The sequence below is a fragment of the Pseudomonas sp. RIT-PI-q genome (assembly GCF_001297125.1).
Lineage (GTDB): Bacteria > Pseudomonadota > Gammaproteobacteria > Pseudomonadales > Pseudomonadaceae > Aquipseudomonas.
This window is the reverse complement of sequence record NZ_LHPC01000044.1, coordinates 194,179-214,964: the sequence shown is the minus strand read 5'-3', so window position 1 is coordinate 214,964 and position 20,786 is coordinate 194,179. Positions and strand designations below refer to the sequence as shown.

The following is a 20,786-nucleotide window of genomic DNA, read 5'->3' as shown; positions in this document are numbered from 1 at the left end:
ATCGATAAAAGGCTCTATTGCGGCATTACTTCAAAGGCTTGGCGACGCCCTTTGCCGTTCGTCCACATTCCCCCGGCACCGTGAACAACAAGATCATTCACGTGACTAATAGTTGAATTGTGACTGATGGTTCACTTTCGACCTTTGACAGCAGCGTTTCTTGTCTATATTTTTTCGAATGTGAATACTGTACGAATGTGTCACTGCAGCACCCAGCAGTAAACCGGGAACAGGATGGGGATTCTGCCTCGGAGGAAATCGCGCTTTGGCCATGATGAAAAAAGCGCCAGACAACAACAAAAAAGAGGTTTTCAATGACAACTGCTTTACAACAACCGTCGCTCTCCAGCCAATGCATGGCTGAGTTTCTCGGTACTGCACTGCTTATATTTTTTGGTACGGGTTGCGTTGCCGCGCTCAAAGTAGCGGGTGCCAGCTTCGGCCTGTGGGAAATCAGCGTCATCTGGGGCGTTGGCGTGAGCATGGCGATCTACCTGACCGCCGGGGTTTCCGGTGCTCACCTCAATCCTGCCGTCAGCATCGCCCTGAGCATTTTCGCTGACTTCGAAAAGCGCAAATTGCCGTTCTACATACTGGCCCAGGTCGCGGGCGCCTTCTGTGGCGCATTGTTGGTGTACACGCTGTACAGCAATCTATTCTTCGATTACGAACAAACTCACCATATGGTTCGTGGCACCCAGGCCAGCCTTGAATTGGCATCGGTGTTCTCCACCTTCCCCAACCCGGTCTTGTCTACCGCCCAGGCCTTTCTGGTTGAAGTGATCATCACCGCGATCCTGATGGGCGTGATCATGTCTCTGACTGACGACAACAACGGCCTGCCAAAGGGCCCGCTGGCGCCGCTGCTGATCGGCCTGCTGATTGCGGTGATCGGCAGTTCGATGGGGCCGCTGACCGGATTTGCAATGAATCCGGCGCGAGACTTCGGTCCTAAACTGATGACTTTCTTCGCTGGCTGGGGTGAAATTTCCTTCACCGGCGGGCGCGATATCCCGTATTTCCTGATTCCGGTTTTCGCACCGATTGTCGGTGCCTGCCTGGGTGCTGCGGCATATCGCGGGCTGATTGCCCGTCATCTGCCGAGTGCCGAACCTGCTACAAAGGAAGCAGCACCGGCCATCGACGGCAAACCAAGAACTTCTTGATTCCGCTGGCGCGTGATCCTGCCAATTGATCGCGCGCCTGACTCCACTCCTTTTTTCGTCCAAGGCAATCGACATGACCGACACACAGAACAAGAACTACATCATTGCCCTCGATCAGGGTACGACCAGCTCCCGCGCGATCATTTTCGACCGCGACGCGAACGTGGTCTGCACCGCCCAACGGGAATTCGTCCAGCATTACCCGCAGCCTGGCTGGGTCGAACATGACCCGATGGAAATCTTCGCCACCCAAAGCGCCGTGATGGTCGAGGCCCTGGCCCAAGCCGGCCTGCATCACGACCAGGTCGCAGCCATCGGCATCACCAACCAGCGCGAAACCACCGTGGTCTGGGACAAGACCACCGGCCGCCCGATCTACAACGCGATCGTCTGGCAGTGCCGCCGCAGCACCGAGATCTGCCAGCAACTCAAGCGCGACGGTCACGAACAATACATCAGCGACACCACGGGCCTGGTCACCGACCCGTACTTTTCCGGCACCAAGCTCAAGTGGATCCTCGACAACGTCGAAGGCAGCCGCGAACGTGCGCGCAAAGGCGAGCTGCTATTCGGCACCGTCGACAGCTGGCTGATCTGGAAATTTACCGGCGGCAAAGTCCACGTCACCGACTACACCAACGCCTCGCGCACCATGCTCTTCAACATCCACACCCTGGAGTGGGATGCGAAGATGCTGGAGGTGCTGGATATTCCGCGCGAGATGCTGCCGGAAGTTAAATCCTCGTCCGAAATCTATGGCCACACCAAAAGCGGCATCGCCATCGGCGGTATCGCCGGCGACCAACAAGCCGCCCCGTTCGGCCCGATGTGCGGTGAGCCCGGCCCGGCGAAAAACACCTACGGCCCCGGCCGCTTCCTGCTGATGAACACCGGCGACAAAGCCGTGAAGTCCAAGCACGGCATGCTCACCACCATCGCTTGCGGCCCACGTGGCGAAGTCGCCTACGCACTGGAAGGCGCAGTGTTCAACGGTGGTTCGACCGTTCAGTGGCTGCGTGACGAGTTGAAAATCATCAACGACGCCCACGACACCGAATACTTCGCCAACAAGGTCAAGGACAGCAACGGCGTGTACCTGGTCCCGGCCTTCACCGGCCTGGGCGCTCCGTACTGGGACCCCTATGCCCGTGGCGCACTGTTCGGCCTGACTCGCGGCGTACGCGTGGACCACATTATTCGCGCAGCGCTGGAGTCGATTGCCTACCAGACCCGAGACGTTCTCGACGCGATGCAACAGGACTCCGGCGAACGCCTCAAATCCCTGCGCGTGGACGGCGGTGCGGTGGCGAACAACTTCCTGATGCAGTTCCAGGCCGACATCCTCGGCACGCAGGTCGAGCGTCCGCAAATGCGTGAAACCACGGCACTCGGCGCGGCCTACCTGGCTGGCCTGGCATGCGGCTTCTGGGGCAGCCTGGATGAGTTGCGCGGCAAGGCTGTGATCGAGCGCGAATTCGAGCCGGCCCTGGACGAAACCGCCAAGGAAAAACTCTATTCCGGTTGGAAGAAAGCGGTCAGTCGCACCCGTGATTGGGAACCGCATGAAGGCGCTGAATAAGCTAACCTGAGTAGTCGTATCCGTATGTAACTGGTCGGGAGCGGATTCCTGCGGCATCATGGGCAAATTTTTGCACGGCAGCCCAAAGGAAGCCCCATGAATCTGCCTCCCCGTCAGCAGCAAATCCTCGAACTGGTCCGCGAACGCGGCTATGTCAGCATCGAGGAAATGGCTCAGCTGTTCGTCGTTACACCGCAGACCATCCGCCGCGATATCAATCAGCTTGCGGAAGCCAATCTGTTGCGTCGCTACCATGGCGGCGCAGCCTACGATTCCAGCGTCGAAAATACCGCCTACGCCATGCGCGCCGATCAGATGCGCGATGAAAAACAGCGCATCGGCGAAGCCATTGCGGCGCAGATTCCCGACCACGCCTCGTTATTTATCAATATCGGGACCACCACCGAATCGATTGCCCGCGCGCTGCTCAACCACAACCACCTGAAGATCATCACCAACAACCTGCACGTGGCCTCGATGCTGAGTGCCAAGGACGACTTCGACGTGTTGCTGACCGGCGGCAACGTACGACGTGACGGCGGTGTAGTGGGTCAGGCCAGTGTCGATTTCATCAACCAGTTCAAGGTTGACTTCGCCCTGGTCGGCATCAGCGGTATCGATGAAGACGGCAGTTTGCTGGACTTCGATTATCAGGAAGTGCGGGTGTCCCAGGCGATCATCGCCAACGCCCGGCAAGTGATCCTCGCCGCCGACTCCAGCAAGTTCGGGCGCAACGCTATGATTCGCCTGGGGCCGATCAGCCTGATCGATTGCCTGGTGACCGACCAGCAGCCTGTGCCGGCGCTGGCGCAGTTGTTGAGTCAGCACAAGATTCGACTCGAAGTCGTCTAACCTCCCCTCACATCCTCGGCGCCTGTAGCGGCGCCATCGCGGGCAAGCCACGCTCCCACAGGTTATGCGTTAACCCTTGTGGGAGCGGGCTTGCCCGCGATGGCGGTCGTCCAGGCAACACATCTCTTGCGCTCTATCGCGCCTCTAAATGTTCGAATATTTTCCTTTAACCGCCCTTCGATGAGTATTTTCAATCGAAGTTAACTGGCTGTGCGCGGCTTTATGGGCTACCATTTTCGCAAATGAACATTAATGTTCGAATTCCAATACAGAAAATCAGAAAAGCCCGAGGCCAGCCGATGCCCACTTCTACCTTGCCTACGCCCCCTCTCGCCGAGGTCTACGATATCGCCGTCATCGGTGGTGGGATCAATGGCGTGGGGATCGCAGCGGATGCCGCCGGTCGCGGTCTTTCGGTGTTCCTTTGTGAAAAAGATGATCTGGCCAGCCACACCTCGTCGGCCAGCAGCAAGCTGATCCACGGTGGCCTGCGCTACCTTGAACATTACGAATTCCGCCTGGTGCGTGAAGCCCTCGCCGAGCGCGAAGTGCTGTTGGCCAAGGCGCCGCACATCGTCAAACAAATGCGCTTCGTGCTGCCGCACCGCCCGCACCTGCGTCCGGCATGGATGATTCGCGCCGGTCTGTTCCTGTATGACCACCTCGGTAAACGGGAAAAACTCGAAGGTTCGAAAAGCATCAAGTTCGGCCCGGACAGCCCGCTGAAAAGCGAAATCACCAAAGGCTTCGAATACTCCGACTGCTGGGTCGACGATGCTCGCCTGGTGGTACTGAACGCCATGGCCGCCCGCGAAAATGGCGCCCACGTTCACACCCAGACCCGTTGTGTCAGCGCTCGTCGCACCAAGGGTTTGTGGCACCTGCACCTGGAACGTGCCGATGGCAGCCTGTTTTCGATCCGCGCCAAGGCACTGGTGAACGCGGCTGGCCCATGGGTCGCCAAGTTCATTCGTGACGACCTGAAGATGGAATCGCCTTACGGCATCCGCCTGATCCAGGGCAGCCACCTGATCGTGCCAAAACTGTACGAAGGCGAACACGCGCACATTCTGCAAAACGAAGATCAGCGCATCGTGTTCACCATTCCGTACCTGAACCACTTCACCCTGATCGGCACCACCGACCGCGAGTACACCGGCGATCCGGCGAAAGTCGCAATCACCGAAGGCGAAACCGATTACCTGCTGAAAGTGGTCAACTCGCATTTCAAGAAACGCATCAGCCGCGACGATATCCTGCACAGCTATTCCGGTGTTCGTCCGCTGTGCAACGACGAATCCGACAACCCGTCGGCCGTTACCCGCGACTACACCCTGGCGCTGTCGGGCAGTGGTGAAGAAGCGCCACTGCTGTCGGTGTTCGGCGGCAAGCTGACCACCTACCGCAAACTGGCCGAGTCGGCGCTGGCGCAACTGGCCCCGTACTTCAAGGACATCAAGCCAAGCTGGACGGCCACCGCGACCCTGCCGGGCGGCGAAGACATGACCACCCCGCAGGCGCTGAGCTCGCTGATCCGTGACAAGTTCGACTGGGTGCCGACGGAGATCTCGCGCCGCTGGTCGACTACCTACGGCAGCCGCACCTGGCGCATGCTCGAAGGCGTGCAGAACCTCAGTGATTTGGGCGAACACATCGGCGGCGGTCTCTACACCCGCGAAGTCGATTACCTGTGCAGCGAAGAGTGGGCGACCACCGCGCATGACATTCTGTGGCGCCGCAGCAAACTCGGCTTGTTCACCACTCCGGCAGAACAGGACAAGCTCAAGGATTACCTGAACAAGGTCGAGCAGAACCGCAGCAAGATCGAAGCGGCCTGACTGGACAGCCTCAATTAAAAAAGCCCCGTGTCTCGAAAGAGCGCGGGGTTTTTTGTTGGGTCAGGATCAAGAGATCGCAGCCTCGTTTCACTCGACAGCTCCTACGCTCCTACAGGGGGATGCGTTTGCGTGTAGGAGCTGCCGAAGGCTGCGATCTTTTGATCTTCAGTCGCGCAGATCCGACTCATGGATCGGCTGGTCCCGATGGGTGGCCCGCTGGTATTGCGCCGGCCAGATTGCCTTGTGCCCTCCCAGGTCATCATCGGCATGCAGCGGCCAGTACGGATCACGCAACAGCTCGCGGGCGAGGAAGATGATGTCGGCCTGGCAAGTGCGCAGAATGTGCTCGGCCTGCGCCGGCTCGGTAATCATTCCTACCGTACCGGTGGCAATGCCTGACTCCTTGCGTACACGTTCGGCAAAGCGGGTCTGGTAACCCGGCCCGGTCGGAATCTCCGCGTTGGCCGCCGTACCACCCGACGACACATCGATCAGGTCCACGCCCAAGCCTTTCAGGCGGCGCGCCAGCTCCACCGTTTCATCGGGGTTCCAGCCGTCTTCCACCCAATCGGTGGCCGATACCCGCACAAACACCGGTAACTCTTCCGGCCAGACGGCCCGCACCGCTTCGGTGACTTGCAGCACCAGCCGAATGCGGTTCTCGAACGAGCCGCCATATTGATCGCGGCGCTGATTGCTCAGTGGCGAAAGAAACTGGTGCAGCAGGTAACCGTGGGCGGCGTGGATTTCCACCACCTTGAAGCCCGCGGTCAGCGAGCGTTTTGCCGCCTCGACAAAGGCCTGGATAACCTTGGCGATTTCCCCTTCATCGAGCTGTTTGGGTTGCGTGTGTTGCGGGTCGAAAGCAATCGGTGACGGACCGACCGGGACCCAGCCGCCATCATCAGGCTTGACGCTGCCATGCTTGCCCAGCCACGGGCGAAAAGTGCTGGCCTTGCGCCCGGCGTGAGCCAACTGAATGCCGGCAACGGCGCCCTGGGCGGCGATGAAACGGGTGATGCGTTGCAGCGGCTCGATCTGTTCATCGTTCCACAGGCCGAGGTCCTCGGCGGTGATGCGGCCGTCGGCAGTGACGGCCGTCGCCTCGGTAAATATCAGGCCGGCGCCGCCGACAGCGCGGCTGCCGAGGTGGACCAGGTGCCAGTCATTGGCCAGGCCATCGACGCTCGAATACTGGCACATGGGTGACACGGCAATGCGGTTGAGCAGGGTCAATTGGCGCAGGGTATAGGGTTCAAGCAGCAGACTCATGGGGCACCTCTCGAATCAGTGGGCAGGCTCCAGGGTTCTGTTTGAAAAGTCGACGAGTGACAGGAAAAAGGTGCAGCACCCGCCCCCGCGGGCAAAAAATTGACAAGACGTCACAAGGATTATCAAGCAGTGCTTAGAGCCTAGTCGACATCGTGGGATGCGGGAGGATTCCGAGGGATTCGGTGTGAGGGAAATCGCTTTCGCGGGCAAGCCTCGCTCCTACAGGATCACCCGTACCTGTAGGAGCGAGGCTTGCCCGCGAAGGGCTTAACGCGGTTCGATATGAGCAATCATCAGTTGAACAGTCTCATTCCCGCGAAACTCGTTGAGGTCGAGTTTGTAGGCCAATTCCACCCATTTAATGGTCGGATTCGGCCAGATATCGCGGTCAATCCCAAAAGCGATGCCATCGAGCTTCACCGAGCCACATTCACTTCTCAGCACCACCTTAAGGTGGCGTTCACCGACGACGCGCTGCTCGACCAGTTGGAACACCCCGTGAAACAGCGGCTCCGGGAAGTGCTGCCCCCAAGGGCCGGCGTGGCGCAAGGCACGCGCCAGTTCCAGGTGGAATTCTTCGACCGCCAATGTGCCGTCCGACAGCAGGCGCCCGGTCAGGTCTTCTTCGCGTAATTGCCTACGCACTTCAGCGTCAAAGGCCTCGGCGAACAACGGAAAATTCGCTTCCGGCAGCGTCAGGCCGGCAGCCATCGCATGGCCGCCGTACTTGCTGATCAGGTTCGGATGCTGCGCCGCCACCACGCTCAAGGCGTCGCGAATATGAAAACCCTGGACCGAACGTCCCGAGCCCTTGAGCAAGCCATCTCCCGCATCAGCGAAGGCGATTGTCGGGCGGAAATAGCGCTCTTTCATACGCGACGCGAGGATCCCGATGACACCCTGGTGCCACTCGGGATCGAACAGGCACAAACCGAACGGCATCGACTCCACCGGCAAATCCTTGAGCTGAGCCAGCGCCTCGCGCTGCATACCCTGCTCGATGGACTTGCGATCCTGGTTCATGCCGTCGAGCTGGGCCGCCATTTCACGCGCCATGCCAGCGTCTTCGGTGAGCAGGCACTCGATGCCCAGGCTCATGTCATCCAGCCGCCCCGCCGCGTTCAGGCGTGGGCCGACAATGAAACCCAGATCAGTGGAAGTGATGCGCGCATGATCGCGTTTGGCGACTTCGAGGATCGCCTTGATCCCCGGACGAGCACGCCCGGCGCGGATCCGCTCCAGCCCCTGGTGCACCAGGATCCGGTTGTTGGCATCCAGCGGCACCACGTCGGCGACGCTGCCCAGGGCCACCAGATCCAGCAACTCACCGATGTTCGGCTGCGGCTTGCTCTCGTACCAGCCCAAGCTGCGCAATCGCGCACGCAGCGCCATCAGCACATAGAAAATAACCCCGACACCGGCCAGCGCCTTGCTCGGAAACTCGCAGCCTGGCTGGTTCGGGTTAACGATGGCATCGGCCAGCGGCAACTCGTCGCCGGGCAAGTGGTGATCGGTGACCAGCACCTTCAACCCGGCCTTTTTCGCCGCCGCCACGCCTTCGACGCTGGAGATGCCGTTGTCCACGGTGATCAGCAACTGCGGCGTGCGGGTCAGCGCCACCTCAACGATTTCCGGTGTCAGGCCATAGCCGTACTCGAAACGGTTCGGCACCAGATAGTCGACATGCGCCGCGCCCAGCAGACGCAAGCCCAGCACGCCCACGGTACTGGCGGTGGCGCCATCGGCGTCGAAGTCGCCGACGATCAGAATCCGCTGACGCTGTTCAAGCGCCGTCACCAGCAAATCCACAGCAGCATCGATGCCTTTAAGCTGCTCGTATGGAATCAGGCGCTTTAAGCTCTTATCCAGTTCAGCCTCGGTCTGCACCCCCCGCGCTGCGTACAAACGGGTCAACAGCGGTGGCAGATCGCCAAGGAATGGCAGGGTGTCGGGCAGCAGGCGAGGTTCGATGCGCATGGGGTGACAGGTGCTTCTCTTGAATACGTAGGATAAAACCGGGGAACGCGAATCAGCGGCGAATAATCAGCCGCGCTCGCCGCTCAACCACTGCAACTGGACTTCGTGCTGACCACGGTCGTCGGTGACGAAAATCGTCCCTTCGCTGATCATCACATCCCACTTGATAACGCGCGGCATGTCTTTGGCCAGGGTTTCCAGGACTTCCTGAGGCACCGCTGCGATGTGCACGTTTTTCAGGTTCTTGATCGCCGGGATCACTTTGGTTTCCCAGACGCGCAGGCTGCCGTAGGCCAGCAGGCTGGTGCGCTCGGTGCGACGCGAGCACCAGGTCAGGCGATCGGCGTCCGGCTGGCCGACTTCGATCCAGTGCAGGACACGGTCGTCCAGGCTCTTTTCCCACAGGGCAGGTTCGTCCACGTCTGACAGACCACGGCCGAACGACAACTGCTCGTTGTACCAGAAGGCGTAGGCCAGCAGCCGCACGGTCATGCGCTCTTCGGTTTCCGAAGGGTGACGGGCGATGGTCTGCTTCACGCTCTCGTAGACGCTGCGGTCAAGGTCGGTGAGGTTCAGTTCAAACTTGTAGGTCGTGGACGGCTGGGCCATGAACGGGCTTCTTGATACGAGGAAAGGCGGCAAGTCTAACCGATGCCGCAGGCAATCAACGAATAGAAGGCGATCAACTTCGGGCGACTGACGGTCGGCTATGCTAAAACTCCGCCTTCGCTCAATATTTGTCCTACAGGATCCAGCATGCCGTTCACCGCCAAACCACTCTCAGGTCTGAAAGTCATTGAATTGGGTACGTTGATCGCCGGCCCGTTTGCCTCGCGCATCTGCGGTGAGTTCGGTGCCGAAGTGATCAAGGTCGAATCCCCGGACGGTGGCGATCCGCTGCGCAAATGGCGCAAGTTGTATGAAGGCACCTCGTTGTGGTGGTTCGTCCAGGCGCGCAACAAGAAGTCCCTGACCCTGAACCTGAAACACCCGGATGGCCTGGCGATTCTGAAAAAACTGCTCAGTGAAGCAGACATCCTGATCGAGAACTTTCGCCCCGGCGTTCTGGAAAAACTCGGCCTGGGCTGGGACGTGTTGCACGCACTGAATCCGAAACTGGTGATGGTGCGTCTCTCCGGTTTCGGCCAGACCGGGCCGATGAAGGATCAGCCAGGTTTTGGCGCGGTCGGTGAGTCCATGGGCGGCCTGCGCTACATCACCGGGTTCGAGGACCGGCCACCGGTGCGCACCGGGATTTCCATCGGTGACTCGATTGCCGCACTGTGGGGTGTGATCGGTGCACTGATGGCCCTGCGTCATCGCGAGGTCAACGGCGGCCAGGGCCAAGTGGTCGATGTGGCACTGTACGAAGCGATCTTCGCCATGATGGAAAGCATGGTCCCGGAGTTTGACGTGTTCGGATTCATCCGCGAACGCACCGGCAACATCATGCCCGGTATCACGCCCTCCTCGATCCACACCAGCGCCGACGGCAAACATGTACAGATCGGCGCGAACGGCGATGCGATCTTCAAGCGCTTCATGTTGATCATCGGGCGCGAAGACCTGGGCAACGACCCGGTTCTGGCCAGCAACGACGGACGCGATAGCCGTCGCGACGAGATTTACGGGGTCATTGATCGTTGGGTCAATTCTCTGCCGCTGGACACGATCATCGAGCGGTTGAATCAGGCCGAAGTACCCGCCAGCCGGATCTTCAGCGCCGAAGACATGTTCAGTGATCCTCAGTACCTGGCCCGGGAAATGTTTCTGAAAGCCAAGTTGCCGGACGGCAAAGATTTCAAGATGCCGGGAATCGTGCCGAAACTCTCAGAGACACCTGGCACTTCGGAATGGGTCGGGCCGCAGTTGGGCGAACACAATGCGCAGGTACTCCACGATCTTGGTTACGACTTGGAACAGATCGCAAAGCTGCGTGAAGACGGAGCCATCTAAACTGAGGCGCTTGATTGCGCGGCCCATCAACCTCTGCCTGACGTGCAGCGGACGAACAGCGTGCGCGTTGGCGATTGTCCTCTGCCTCGCCGGTCAGGCACCGTTAACGTTGGCGCAATCGAAAGAAAACCTGGTTTGGCTGAAGCGGGATCTACCGCCGCTGTTTATTTTTGAAGGGCCGAAGAAGGGCCAAGGGGTCATCGATCAATTGCTGCCGACGTTAATCGCCGGCATGCCTCAGTACCAACACAGCGTGATCAAGGTCAATCGTGCTCGCGGATTGCAGATGCTCCACGAGCCCTCCCTCACCTGCGATGCGGCGCTGAACTGGAGCAAGGAGCGCGAACGCTGGATCGCGTTTTCCATCCCGGTCTTTCGCGCCATGAGCAATGGCCTGGCCGTGCGACGTATTGATCGGGAGGTCCTGACGCCTTTCATCAAGGAGGGAGAGGTTGACCTTGCGGCCTTGTTGGCCACCGGCAACGTGACCCTGGGCATTATTGCCGAGCGCAACTACGGCGAATTTCTCGACTCGCAGCTCAAACAAGCGCCACCCAAGACGCTGACGCTCCACTACGGCAACAACGCGTTGGGCAGCCTGTTGCAAATGCAGCGTCTGGGACGCTTGCAGCTGCTATTGGGGTATCGTCCGGAAATTCGCTACCAGGCCCTGCAACAAGGCATCGCCGAGGATGAGTTGCAGTTCTACCCGATTCGCGGCACGGGCAAATACCTGTCGGGCTACATCGGCTGCACCGATACCCCCCAGGGCCGACAGGCGATCATCGAGATCAACCAACTGCTGCGCACCCTGCCCCGCGAGCATTTGAGCGAGGCCTACGCCGCTTGGCTCGACCCGGAAAGTCGCAGTGAGTACCTGCAAGCGGCCAAGGAGTTTTTCGAGCATCAGGCCGGGCAGTGACAAATCGCAGGCAAAAGAAACCCCGAGAAGTGGGGAGACGACTCGGGGTTAAACGTGGCCTACATAAAGACCAGTAGCAGCAAGCTACAAGCACCGGAGCACAATGCTTGATCCTGCTGTTACATGTTCTGACGACCCTGGAGCAGGAAGGTTCCCACAAAACGACAATTCAATTACGGCTGGCCAGGATCTTGTCCTGAGCCGCATTGCGCAATGCCGCGATGACACAGGGCTCCAGACGTCCTTCGGCAATCAGTACGTCGCGATGCAAACCGTCGACCACATCCGTCAGCAGACGCTTATCGGTCAACTGGGCCTGATTGAACTCCCGTTCGACCACGATAGCGCCGGTCGAACTCTTCAGTGTCACCAGGCATTCGCCATGGGCCCCCGACGGGGTCAACGTAACCTGATACGGGCTCAGAGCCTCACCGAGCAATAGACTGATACTTTCCATCTCGATCACCACTCAATAGTCCGAAAACAAAGTGCCTGGGGCATGTCTACCTTAAATGACCACTGGCCCGAGAAGAAAGTTCTGGTTACCGACTGCAGACAACCCGGCGTCTCTGGTCGGTTGAGCATGCACGGCAAAGATGACAGAGAAAAAACAGTCGCCTCACCTCGGCGCCGTGCGCTTGCCGATATCGCTCCAACCGCCCAGCAGGCCCCGCAATTGCCCATCGGCACTGTAAAACGGCACCGTCCACTGGTAGATATCCCTGACGCCGCTGTTGAACAGCAACTGACGTTCACTGAAACGGCTCTTGCGAGTGCCAAGCTGGGCCATGAACTCTGCATGCAGCAGCTCGGCGGTCGCTTTGGGCAAGACATCGAGTTCGATCAGCTGCCGTCCCTGGACCTGATCGAAGCGGGTCGACAAACCCTCCTCATAACGTTTATTGCACATGATCAAACGCGCTTGCAGATCACGCACAAACACCGGATCGGGCATGGCGTCCATCAACGCATGCTGAAACGCCAGTTGATCGCGCAGGTCTTTTTCGGCGGCCAGGCGTTGTTGAATCAGCGCCGCGAGTCGACGGTTCCAAAGCACGGAAAGCAGCCCGAAGAGGCTGGCGACCAACACACCCCAGCAGCCCCACTGTGTCATCCGCTGCCAAGTGGTGGGCGCTGAAGCCGGGGCAATCCCGTTGAGCCATTTCAGACGAAGGGCGCGCAATTCAGCAGGTGGAAAGGCCTCAAGCGCCTTGTTGAGGATGCTCAGCAACTGCGGATGGCCTTTGCGCACCGTCAGGTAATCGGGGTCCCACTTTCCCTCCAGCGTATGCCCGATCTGCAGCTGTCCCGACGGATAGAGGTGCGCACCGATTTCGTTCTCGATGGTGGCGTAGGCCTCGCCACTCTCGACCAGCGCCCGGGCCTCGGCGTAGGTTTTGACCGAGCGCAACTCAATGGCCGGATGGTCACGGCGAATCACCGACTCGAGTGCATGCCTGGCCGGCAGCACCAACACGCGTTTCGACAGCTGTTTCAGCGATTGCAGCACCGGCTCCCCTGCCCGCCCGACAAACACCCAGCCCGCGCCACCGAAGGCATGACTGTAATCCAGGAACGCCTTGCGCTCGTCATTCATGGCCAGCGTCGTGTTCATGTCCGCCGAGCCATTTTCCAGTCGCCCGAGCATTTGTTCGGTGGAAAATGTCTCCTCGTGCACGAAGCGCAATCCGGTCATGGCACTGATGCGCAGGAGCACATCGTTGTTCAAACCACTCCACTGGCCCTGCTCATCCTTGAACAGATACCGCGGATACTGCGTCGACACGACAATGACTCGCGGGTGCTCGGCAATCCATTTCAGCTCCTGCGCATCCAATTCGATCATGGCGCCTGTGACCTCAGGAATCGCCAATTGCGCCGCCGACGTCCATTGAGCAATGCCCATGACGCCAATCAAAAACACCCAGCACACGGCTGGCCTTATCCCTTTGCAAAACTGCATTGCCACTTCCTTGTAATCGACTGGCCCGCCCTTCAGCAGCGGTGCTTCATCGACGGCACTCCATGAACATGAATGCGCCAAGTGTGGCATGCACACATGAAAAAGCCCGTCAGGAGACGGGCTTCAAAATGTGACAGCGTTTACCGGTTACAGAGGCTTGCCACGGTTGCCATGCTGACTGACAAAGGCCTGCACGGCTTTCAGGTCATTGGGCAACACGGTGCAACGCTCATCTCGCTCAAACAAATCAGAAAGATGTGCAGGCAGTTCAAGCGCTTTTCCTACGCCTGCTTTTTCCACGGCGTCCGGGAATTTGACCGGGTGGGCCGTGCCCAGGATCACCATTGGAATATCCAGGCTACGACGGCACTCACGCGCTGCCTTCACCCCGATGGCGGTGTGCGGGTCCAGCAACTCGCCTGTCTGCTCGTAGACTTCGGCAATGGTTTCGCAGGTTTGTGCGTCATCCACGGCCAGGGAGTCGAACAGTTTGCGTGCTTCGGTCCAGCGTTCCTGTTCAACGCTGAAACCGCCACCCTGCTTGAAGGTGTCCATCAGACCGGCAATCGCCGCGCCATTGCGACCGTGCAGGTCGAACAGCAGGCGTTCGAAGTTCGACGAGACCATGATGTCCATCGACGGCGACAGCGTGGCGTGCAGGGTTTCCTTGACGTACTGGTTGCCACTCATGAAGCGGTGCAGGATGTCGTTGCGGTTGGTAGCGACGATCAACTGGTTGATCGGCAGGCCCATGTTGCGCGCCAGGTAACCGGCGAAGATGTCGCCGAAGTTGCCGGTCGGCACCGAGAACGACACCGAACGCGCCGGGCCGCCCAACTGCAGGGCTGCGTGGAAGTAGTAAACGATCTGGGCCATGATCCGCGCCCAGTTGATCGAGTTCACCGCCACCAGGCGCGTGCCCTTGAGGAAGCTCTGGTCGGCGAAGCTGGCCTTGACCATTTCCTGGCAGTCATCGAAGTTGCCTTCGATGGCGATGTTGTGGATGTTCTCACCGAAGATGGTGGTCATCTGGCGACGCTGCACTTCGGACACGCGGTTGTGCGGGTGCAGGATGAAGATGTCGACGTTTTCGCAGTGCTTGCAGCCTTCGATGGCAGCCGAACCGGTATCACCGGAGGTGGCGCCAACGATCACCACGCGCTCGCCGCGCTTTTCCAGCACGTAGTCGAGCAAACGACCGAGCAGTTGCAGGGCGAAGTCCTTGAACGCCAGGGTCGGGCCGTGGAACAGCTCCAATACCCATTCATTACCGTTCAGCTGACGTAACGGCGCCACGGCGTTGTGCGAGAACACGCCGTAGGTTTCTTCGAGAATCTTTTTGAAATCGACATCAGGAATGCTGCCGGTCACGAACGGGCGCATCACCCGGAAGGCCAGCTCGTGATAGGGCAGGCCGGCCCACGAAGCGATTTCTTCCTGGGTGAAACGAGGCAGGTTTTCCGGCACGTACAGGCCGCCGTCAGTGGCTAAACCTGCCAGCAGGACGTCTTCGAAATTCAGGGCCGGTGCCTGGCCGCGGGTACTGATATAACGCATGACTGGCTCCAATAGACTGTGTTCGCAAACCCGGGCCCGCTCACGGGCCCGGTGAACAAAAACGACTTAGTTCAAATGCTCGACGCGGATCCGTACAACCGGACCGACCACGCCAGCCAAGGCTTCCAGGGCGTCAATCGCGTCGTTCATGCGCTGTTCCAGCACACGGTGGGTCAGCAGGATCATCGGCACCAGGCCGTCGTGTTCTTCGACTTCCTTCTGCATGATCGATTCGATGTTGATGCCGCGCTCCGACAGGATGCTCGCCACCTGGGCCAACACGCCCGGATGGTCCTTGGCCTGAATGCGCAGGTAGTAGGAGCTTTCGCAGGCTTCGATCGGCAGGATCGGGTGCGCCGACAGCGAGTCCGGCTGGAAGGCCAGGTGCGGCACGCGGTTTTCCGGGTCGGAAGTCATGGCGCGAACCACGTCCACCAGGTCGGCGATCACCGACGAAGCGGTCGGCTCCATGCCGGCGCCGGCGCCGTAGAACAGGGTCGAACCGGCAGCGTCACCGTTGACCATCACCGCGTTCATCACGCCGTTGACGTTGGCGAGCAGGCGATCCGCCGGGATCAGCGTCGGGTGCACGCGCAACTCGATGCCGGCAGCCGTGCTGCGCGCCACGCCGAGGTGCTTGATGCGATAGCCCAGCGCTTCGGCGTAGTTCACGTCAGCGGTGGTCAACTTGGTGATGCCTTCGGTGTAGGCCTTGTCGAATTGCAGCGGAATACCGAACGCGATGGACGCGAGGATCGTCAGCTTGTGGGCTGCGTCGATGCCTTCGACGTCAAACGTCGGATCGGCTTCGGCGTAACCCAGGGCTTGCGCCTCGGCGAGGACGTCTTCGAAGGTCCGGCCCTTTTCGCGCATTTCGGTAAGGATAAAGTTACCGGTGCCGTTGATGATCCCGGCCACCCAGTTGATGCGGTTGGCGGACAGGCCTTCGCGGATCGCCTTGATCACCGGAATGCCACCGGCCACGGCCGCTTCGAACGCGACGATCACGCCCTTCTCGCGAGCCTTGGCGAAAATTTCGTTACCGTGAACGGCGATGAGCGCCTTGTTCGCGGTGACCACATGCTTGCCATTCTCGATGGCCTTGAGTACCAGCTCACGGGCAACGGTGTAGCCGCCCACCAGCTCTATAACGATGTCGATCTCTGGGTTCGTGGCCACTTCGAACACATCGTTGGTAATCGCAATACCGGTCGTTTGGAACTGAGGCTTTGGCGTGCGCATGGCAATTTGTGCCACTTCGATTCCACGCCCGGCACGACGAGCGATTTCCTCGGCGTTGCGCTGAAGTACGTTGAAGGTCCCGCCACCGACGGTTCCTAACCCACAGATGCCTACTTTGACCGGTTTCACTGTGAACTCCCCATAAAACGGCCGACTCAAGGCCGGCCGTGAAAACAACCGCATGCTCGCGGTTCTCTATTAATGGCCCGGCACCTGTTGCCGCCGGACCACGATCGTCAATGGCTGACCGTGACGATGCGAATTTACTTCGCGCCCAGCGCCAGTTTGGCGACTTGTGGCGCAGGCTGGTAGCCCGGAATGACTTGGCCGTCAGCCAAAACGATGGCCGGTGTGCCGTTTACGCCGATCGACTGACCGAGGGCAAACTGTTTGGAAACCGGGTTATCGCACTTGGCGGCCTTGATTTCCTTGCCGTCGACCATTTTGTCCATGGCGGCTTTCTTGTCTTTCGAGCACCAGACCGCTTGCAGCTGTTCGTCACCCGGCGAGCCCAGACCCTGACGCGGGAACGCGACATAACGCACTTCGATGCCGCGCTTGTTCAGCTCGGGCACTTCGGCGTGCAGTTTGTGGCAGTACGGGCAAGTGGTGTCGGTGAACACGGTGATGTGCGATTTGGTTTCGCCGATCGCCGGGTAGACGACGGTTTCAGCCACCGGAATTTCGTTGACCAGTTTGGAAATGCCCAAGCGCTCGGTCTTCTCGGTCAGGTTGACCGGTTTGCCGTCCTTGAGCTGGAACATGTAGCCCTGAACCACATACTGGCCGTCGGCACTGGCGTAGAGCACGCGGCTGCCCTTGAGCTTGACTTCGTACAGGCCTGGCAGCGGGCTGGCGGTGATGGTTTCTACCGGAACGTCGAGCTGGAGGTTTTCCAGGCTTTTACGAATGGCTTTGTCGGCCGCGTCATCGGCGACGGCAAAGGTGCTGACCAACGCAATGGCTGCGGCGGCGAAAATCTGGGTCAGACGCATGAGAACTCCTGAAGGCGGACAAATGGGACGATCAGAACGCCCGTGCCGAAACACCGGGTCATAATCGCCCATCGTGCAAACCGGCAAAGCCTACCACATAAGGCCCGCGTGGCCGAATGCGCCTGTCGCAAGACGTAGTCTGTAGGAGCAAGCTTGCTCGCGATGGTCGTTAACGATAACGCGTGCTTACTGGCTCAACACGGCGCTTTTGAGATCATCGCGAGCAAGCTCGCTCCTACAAGGGTTGCGACTAGCCGCGTGGGTGGTGTTTGGCGTGCAGGTCTTGCAAGCGTGCGCGGGCTACGTGAGTGTAGATCTGGGTGGTCGAAAGATCGCTGTGGCCGAGGAGCATTTGCACCACCCGCAAGTCAGCGCCGTGGTTGAGCAAGTGCGTGGCGAAGGCGTGTCGCAGCGTGTGCGGCGACAGCGACTTGCCGATCCCGGCGACCTTGGCCTGGTGCTTGATCCGGTGCCAGAAGGTCTGCCGGGTCATCTGCTCGCCGCGCTGGCTGGGGAACATCACATCGCTGGGCCGCCCGCCGAGCAGCTCGTCACGGCCATCGCGCATGTAGCGCTCAACCCAGACAATCGCCTCTTCACCCATCGGCACCAGCCGTTCCTTGCTGCCCTTGCCCATCACTCGCAGCACGCCTTGACGCAGATTGACCTGCTCCAGCGTCAGGCTGATCAGTTCCGTCACCCGCAAGCCGCAGGCATACAGCACTTCGAGCATGGCGCGATCCCGCTGACCGATGGCTTCGCTCAAGTCCGGAGCTTTTAAAAGCGCCTCGACATCTGCTTCCGACAGGGATTTGGGTAACGGCCTGCCAAGTTGCGGCATATCGACGCGCAAGGTCGGATCGACAGCAATCAGTTTTTCCCGCAGCAAATAGCGATAGAAACCACGCACGCCAGAGAGAAATCGCGCGGTGGAACGGGGTTTGTAGTTTTGCTCGAGGCGCCAGGCCAGGTGATCGAGGATCAATTCGCGCCCGGCATTGATCAACTCCAGGCCCTTCTCCTGCAGCCAGCCGTTAAACAGGGCCAGGTCACTGCGATAGGCATCGCGGGTGTTATCGGAAAGGCCTTTCTCCAGCCACAGGGCGTCGAGGAACTGGTCTATCAGTGGATGATCGATGGCGGGCATAAAGGCTCAGGTAGCGGGAATCCGAGAGTAAGTCTTTCATAGCCGCAGAGACCTTCACAGTGCCTGATGCAATTACGGTGACGACGTCGTGATCTCTTGCAGGAGCGAGGCTTGCCCGCGAAGACGTCATATCAGCCAACATCAATGTGGAATGTAAGTCCGTCTTCGCCGGCAAGCCTCGCTCCTACAGAATCGAAGACACAACCCGGTTCCGGATCATGCACGCAAACCCCGGCAGCACCGATAAATCGCAGGCAACAAAAAAGCAGCCCGTAGGCTGCTTTTTTCTGCATCGGAAGCTGGACTTAAGCCAGTTTTTCCTTGATGCGAGCTGCTTTACCGGACAGGTCACGCAGGTAGTACAGCTTGGCTTTACGTACGTCACCGCGACGTTTAACGGCCATGCTGTCGATTTGCGGGCTGTAGGTCTGGAAAGTACGCTCTACGCCAACACCGTTGGAGATTTTGCGAACGGTGAATGCACTGTTTACGCCGCGGTTACGCTTGGCGATAACAACACCTTCGAACGCTTGCAGACGCGAACGGTCGCCTTCCTTCACTTTCACCTGAACGACAATGGTGTCGCCCGGGGCAAAGGTAGGGATCTCTTTGGTCATCTGCTCTGCTTCGAGTGCAAGGATGATTTTGTTAGTCATGCTGTGCTCCTAAGGTAAATCGTCGGATCTACCATCGATACGTTGTTAACTATCGTCCCGCTCGCGGATGTATTCCTCGAGCAGCTTCTTCTCTTCTCCAGAAAGCGAGCGGCTTTCCAGAAGATCGGCGCGTCGTTCAAAGGTCCTACCAAGGGACTGCTGTAAACGCCAACGCCGGATGTGCGCGTGATTGCCACTTAGCAATACGTCGGGAACACGCTGATCCGCATACACCTCCGGTCGGGTGTAGTGCGGGCAATCCAGCAAACCATCCGTAAAGGAATCTTCCTCGGCGGAGTCCGCATGCCCTAAAGCTCCAGGCAGCAGTCGTGTAACCGCATCGATCAGGACCATCGCCGGCAGCTCGCCGCCAGACAGTACATAGTCGCCAATCGACCACTCTTCATCGACATGAGCATCAATAAAACGCTCGTCAATGCCTTCATAGCGGCCGGCAATCAGGATCAATGCATCCGAATTCGCCAACTCGCGTACCGCCGACTGAGTCAGTTGACGGCCTTGGGGGGACAGGTAAATTACCTTCGCCGCCTCCCCGGCTGCTGCCTTGGCCTGAACCAGAGCATCTTCCAGGGGCTTGATCTTCATCACCATGCCCGGACCACCGCCAAATGGGCGATCATCCACAGTGTGATGTCGATCCGTCGTGTAGTCTCGCGGATTCCAACAGGTGAGCTGCAAGAGCCCCTGTTTCACCGCACGACTGGTGATGCCGTACTCGCTGATGGCGGAGAACATCTCGGGAAACAAACTGATCACTTCTACGCGCAAATTAGCCACGTTTAGAAGTCCGCATCCCATTCCACCTTCATCTCGCCTGCGGCCAGATCGACAACCAACACACATTGCTCCGTATAGGGCAACAGGCGTTCGCGATCATCCAGGCTGCCAGCGCAAGGCTTGACCACCATTACATCATTGGCGCCGGTTTCCAGAAGATGATCGATTTTCCCGAGCAATTGCCCGAGTTGATCAATGACCTTCAGACCTTCCAGCTGGTACCAGTAGTACTCGCCGTCGGTCAATTCAGGGAACAGGTTGCGTGGCACGCAGATCTCATAACCGGCCAGAAGACGAGCTTCTTCACGATCATCGAGACCCTTGAGCTTCGCGACCAGGAACTTGTCGTTCCCGCGTCCGCTGACCAGCTCAACCTGCTTTACGCTGCCTTCGCGCTTGAGCGTCCAGGTTTTGTATTGCAAGAGGTTTTCAGTCGGATCCGTAAAGGAATACACCTTCACTTCGCCGCGAACGCCATGAACAGAATAAATTTTGCCGATAACGATCAAATCATCAGCAACAGCTGGCGTCGCGTTCATATTGCTCAGGCCGCAGCCTTAGCAGATTCCTTCAACAACTGAGCAACACGCTCAGAAGGTTGTGCACCAACGCTCAGCCAGTAGGCTACGCGCTCTTGGTTCACGGACAGACGAACTTCTTGACCACGAGCAACAGGGTTGAAGAAACCAACCTGTTCCTTGTGCGAACCGTCGCGCGGGTTGCGGCTGTCGGTTACGGTCAAGTGGTAAAACGGGCGCTTTTTGGAGCCGCCAAGGGCAAGACGGATTGTTAGCATGTGAACATCGTTCCTGTAGTCGGTGCTGCAAATCTAAAGGCACAGCGGGCATAGGTGCCCGAAAGGCCGC

Annotated in this window: 19 protein-coding genes; 6 read left to right on the top strand and 13 right to left on the bottom strand. The window is 59.1% G+C overall.

The annotated features are described in order from the left end of the window. Positions 1–314: 314 nt before the first annotated feature. The 4 genes from AEQ67_RS24010 to glpD all read left to right on the top strand — a co-directional run bounded on the left by AEQ67_RS24010 (position 315) and on the right by glpD (position 5,435). Positions 315–1,166 (top strand): MIP/aquaporin family protein, encoded by an 852-nt coding sequence (locus AEQ67_RS24010; RefSeq protein ID WP_059406285.1) that lies wholly within the window; start codon positions 315–317, stop codon positions 1,164–1,166. A 73-nt stretch (positions 1,167–1,239) separates the two neighbouring features. Then, positions 1,240–2,745 carry a glycerol kinase GlpK gene (glpK, locus tag AEQ67_RS24005; protein ID WP_059406284.1) on the top strand — a complete coding sequence of 502 codons (1,506 nt, stop codon included), beginning with the start codon at positions 1,240–1,242 and terminating at the stop codon, positions 2,743–2,745. Positions 2,746–2,841: 96 nt separating this feature from the next. Further along, positions 2,842–3,597, top strand: a complete 756-nt coding sequence (locus AEQ67_RS24000; RefSeq protein ID WP_059406283.1) for a DeoR/GlpR family transcriptional regulator — start codon at positions 2,842–2,844, stop codon at positions 3,595–3,597. Positions 3,598–3,896: 299 nt separating this feature from the next. Beyond that, entirely contained in the window at positions 3,897–5,435 is a 1,539-nt protein-coding gene (gene glpD / locus AEQ67_RS23995; RefSeq protein WP_059406282.1) for a glycerol-3-phosphate dehydrogenase, read from the top strand. A gap of 165 nt (positions 5,436–5,600) precedes the next feature. Here glpD and AEQ67_RS23990 read toward each other — a convergent pair whose 3' ends face one another. The 3 genes from AEQ67_RS23990 to AEQ67_RS23980 all read right to left on the bottom strand — a co-directional run bounded on the left by AEQ67_RS23990 (position 5,601) and on the right by AEQ67_RS23980 (position 9,293). After that, complete coding sequence (locus tag AEQ67_RS23990; RefSeq protein WP_059406281.1) at positions 5,601–6,707, bottom strand: NADH:flavin oxidoreductase/NADH oxidase; 1,107 nt, start codon at positions 6,705–6,707, stop codon at positions 5,601–5,603. A gap of 267 nt (positions 6,708–6,974) precedes the next feature. Next, positions 6,975–8,684, bottom strand: coding sequence for a single-stranded-DNA-specific exonuclease RecJ (gene recJ, locus AEQ67_RS23985; RefSeq protein WP_059406280.1), 1,710 nt, complete (start codon positions 8,682–8,684; stop codon positions 6,975–6,977). Between the two features lie 66 nt (positions 8,685–8,750). Beyond that, positions 8,751–9,293, bottom strand: a complete 543-nt coding sequence (locus AEQ67_RS23980) for a YaeQ family protein (protein WP_007897614.1) — start codon at positions 9,291–9,293, stop codon at positions 8,751–8,753. A 147-nt stretch (positions 9,294–9,440) separates the two neighbouring features. Here AEQ67_RS23980 and AEQ67_RS23975 point away from each other — a divergent pair, with 147 nt between their 5' ends. Both AEQ67_RS23975 and AEQ67_RS23970 read left to right on the top strand, forming a co-directional pair. Beyond that, complete coding sequence (locus AEQ67_RS23975; protein WP_059406279.1) at positions 9,441–10,640, top strand: CaiB/BaiF CoA transferase family protein; 1,200 nt, start codon at positions 9,441–9,443, stop codon at positions 10,638–10,640. Next, a complete protein-coding gene (locus AEQ67_RS23970) occupies positions 10,567–11,562 on the top strand; it encodes a TIGR02285 family protein (RefSeq protein WP_059406278.1) in 996 nt (331 codons plus the stop codon). The genes AEQ67_RS23975 and AEQ67_RS23970 overlap by 74 nt, the downstream gene beginning before the upstream one ends. Before the next feature lie 169 nt (positions 11,563–11,731). Here the strand turns inward: AEQ67_RS23970 and AEQ67_RS23965 are convergent, their stop codons facing one another. From AEQ67_RS23965 to rpsP, 10 genes are all read right to left on the bottom strand, one after another. Next, on the bottom strand, positions 11,732–12,019 hold the full coding sequence (locus AEQ67_RS23965; RefSeq protein WP_059406277.1) for a DUF3509 domain-containing protein: 288 nt from the start codon (positions 12,017–12,019) through the stop codon (positions 11,732–11,734). Between the two features lie 162 nt (positions 12,020–12,181). Further along, positions 12,182–13,525: a transporter substrate-binding domain-containing protein gene (locus tag AEQ67_RS23960; RefSeq protein WP_059406276.1), complete on the bottom strand. Its 1,344-nt coding sequence runs from the start codon at positions 13,523–13,525 to the stop codon at positions 12,182–12,184. Positions 13,526–13,672: 147 nt separating this feature from the next. Then, a complete protein-coding gene (gene thrC / locus AEQ67_RS23955) occupies positions 13,673–15,082 on the bottom strand; it encodes a threonine synthase (RefSeq protein WP_059406275.1) in 1,410 nt (469 codons plus the stop codon). A 66-nt stretch (positions 15,083–15,148) separates the two neighbouring features. Next, positions 15,149–16,453: a homoserine dehydrogenase gene (locus AEQ67_RS23950; RefSeq protein WP_059406324.1), complete on the bottom strand. Its 1,305-nt coding sequence runs from the start codon at positions 16,451–16,453 to the stop codon at positions 15,149–15,151. A 134-nt stretch (positions 16,454–16,587) separates the two neighbouring features. Further along, a complete protein-coding gene (gene dsbC / locus AEQ67_RS23945) occupies positions 16,588–17,319 on the bottom strand; it encodes a bifunctional protein-disulfide isomerase/oxidoreductase DsbC (protein ID WP_059406274.1) in 732 nt (243 codons plus the stop codon). 250 nt (positions 17,320–17,569) lie between these two features. Continuing rightward, on the bottom strand, positions 17,570–18,466 hold the full coding sequence (gene xerD, locus AEQ67_RS23940) for a site-specific tyrosine recombinase XerD (protein ID WP_059406273.1): 897 nt from the start codon (positions 18,464–18,466) through the stop codon (positions 17,570–17,572). A gap of 305 nt (positions 18,467–18,771) precedes the next feature. After that, the gene (gene rplS, locus AEQ67_RS23935; RefSeq protein WP_003175895.1) at positions 18,772–19,122 is read right to left on the bottom strand and encodes a 50S ribosomal protein L19; all 351 of its coding nucleotides are present in this window, start codon (positions 19,120–19,122) and stop codon (positions 18,772–18,774) included. A gap of 45 nt (positions 19,123–19,167) precedes the next feature. Next, complete coding sequence (trmD, locus tag AEQ67_RS23930; RefSeq protein ID WP_177333675.1) at positions 19,168–19,941, bottom strand: tRNA (guanosine(37)-N1)-methyltransferase TrmD; 774 nt, start codon at positions 19,939–19,941, stop codon at positions 19,168–19,170. Further along, entirely contained in the window at positions 19,923–20,459 is a 537-nt protein-coding gene (rimM, locus tag AEQ67_RS23925) for a ribosome maturation factor RimM (protein ID WP_059406272.1), read from the bottom strand. Before rimM ends, trmD begins: the two co-directional genes overlap by 19 nt. A gap of 5 nt (positions 20,460–20,464) precedes the next feature. Beyond that, positions 20,465–20,716, bottom strand: a complete 252-nt coding sequence (gene rpsP, locus AEQ67_RS23920) for a 30S ribosomal protein S16 (protein ID WP_003198088.1) — start codon at positions 20,714–20,716, stop codon at positions 20,465–20,467. Between the last annotated feature and the right edge of the window lie 70 nt (positions 20,717–20,786).

What these genes read in the sequence shown, in the direction of transcription:
- thrC (WP_059406275.1), bottom strand. Translation starts at nt 15,082, where the DNA reads ATGCGTTATATCAGTACCCGCGGCCAGGCACCGGCCCTGAATTTCGAA.
- recJ (WP_059406280.1), bottom strand. Translation starts at nt 8,684, where the DNA reads ATGCGCATCGAACCTCGCCTGCTGCCCGACACCCTGCCATTCCTTGGC.
- AEQ67_RS23970 (WP_059406278.1), top strand. Translation starts at nt 10,567, where the DNA reads ATGCGCAGGTACTCCACGATCTTGGTTACGACTTGGAACAGATCGCAA.
- xerD (WP_059406273.1), bottom strand. Translation starts at nt 18,466, where the DNA reads ATGCCCGCCATCGATCATCCACTGATAGACCAGTTCCTCGACGCCCTG.
- AEQ67_RS23990 (WP_059406281.1), bottom strand. Translation starts at nt 6,707, where the DNA reads ATGAGTCTGCTGCTTGAACCCTATACCCTGCGCCAATTGACCCTGCTC.
- glpD (WP_059406282.1), top strand. Translation starts at nt 3,897, where the DNA reads ATGCCCACTTCTACCTTGCCTACGCCCCCTCTCGCCGAGGTCTACGAT.
- glpK (WP_059406284.1), top strand. Translation starts at nt 1,240, where the DNA reads ATGACCGACACACAGAACAAGAACTACATCATTGCCCTCGATCAGGGT.
- AEQ67_RS24010 (WP_059406285.1), top strand. Translation starts at nt 315, where the DNA reads ATGACAACTGCTTTACAACAACCGTCGCTCTCCAGCCAATGCATGGCT.
- AEQ67_RS24000 (WP_059406283.1), top strand. Translation starts at nt 2,842, where the DNA reads ATGAATCTGCCTCCCCGTCAGCAGCAAATCCTCGAACTGGTCCGCGAA.
- rpsP (WP_003198088.1), bottom strand. Translation starts at nt 20,716, where the DNA reads ATGCTAACAATCCGTCTTGCCCTTGGCGGCTCCAAAAAGCGCCCGTTT.
- dsbC (WP_059406274.1), bottom strand. Translation starts at nt 17,319, where the DNA reads ATGCGTCTGACCCAGATTTTCGCCGCCGCAGCCATTGCGTTGGTCAGC.
- AEQ67_RS23975 (WP_059406279.1), top strand. Translation starts at nt 9,441, where the DNA reads ATGCCGTTCACCGCCAAACCACTCTCAGGTCTGAAAGTCATTGAATTG.
- rplS (WP_003175895.1), bottom strand. Translation starts at nt 19,122, where the DNA reads ATGACTAACAAAATCATCCTTGCACTCGAAGCAGAGCAGATGACCAAA.
- rimM (WP_059406272.1), bottom strand. Translation starts at nt 20,459, where the DNA reads ATGAACGCGACGCCAGCTGTTGCTGATGATTTGATCGTTATCGGCAAA.
- AEQ67_RS23965 (WP_059406277.1), bottom strand. Translation starts at nt 12,019, where the DNA reads ATGGAAAGTATCAGTCTATTGCTCGGTGAGGCTCTGAGCCCGTATCAG.
- trmD (WP_177333675.1), bottom strand. Translation starts at nt 19,941, where the DNA reads ATGGGATGCGGACTTCTAAACGTGGCTAATTTGCGCGTAGAAGTGATC.
- AEQ67_RS23980 (WP_007897614.1), bottom strand. Translation starts at nt 9,293, where the DNA reads ATGGCCCAGCCGTCCACGACCTACAAGTTTGAACTGAACCTCACCGAC.
- AEQ67_RS23960 (WP_059406276.1), bottom strand. Translation starts at nt 13,525, where the DNA reads ATGCAGTTTTGCAAAGGGATAAGGCCAGCCGTGTGCTGGGTGTTTTTG.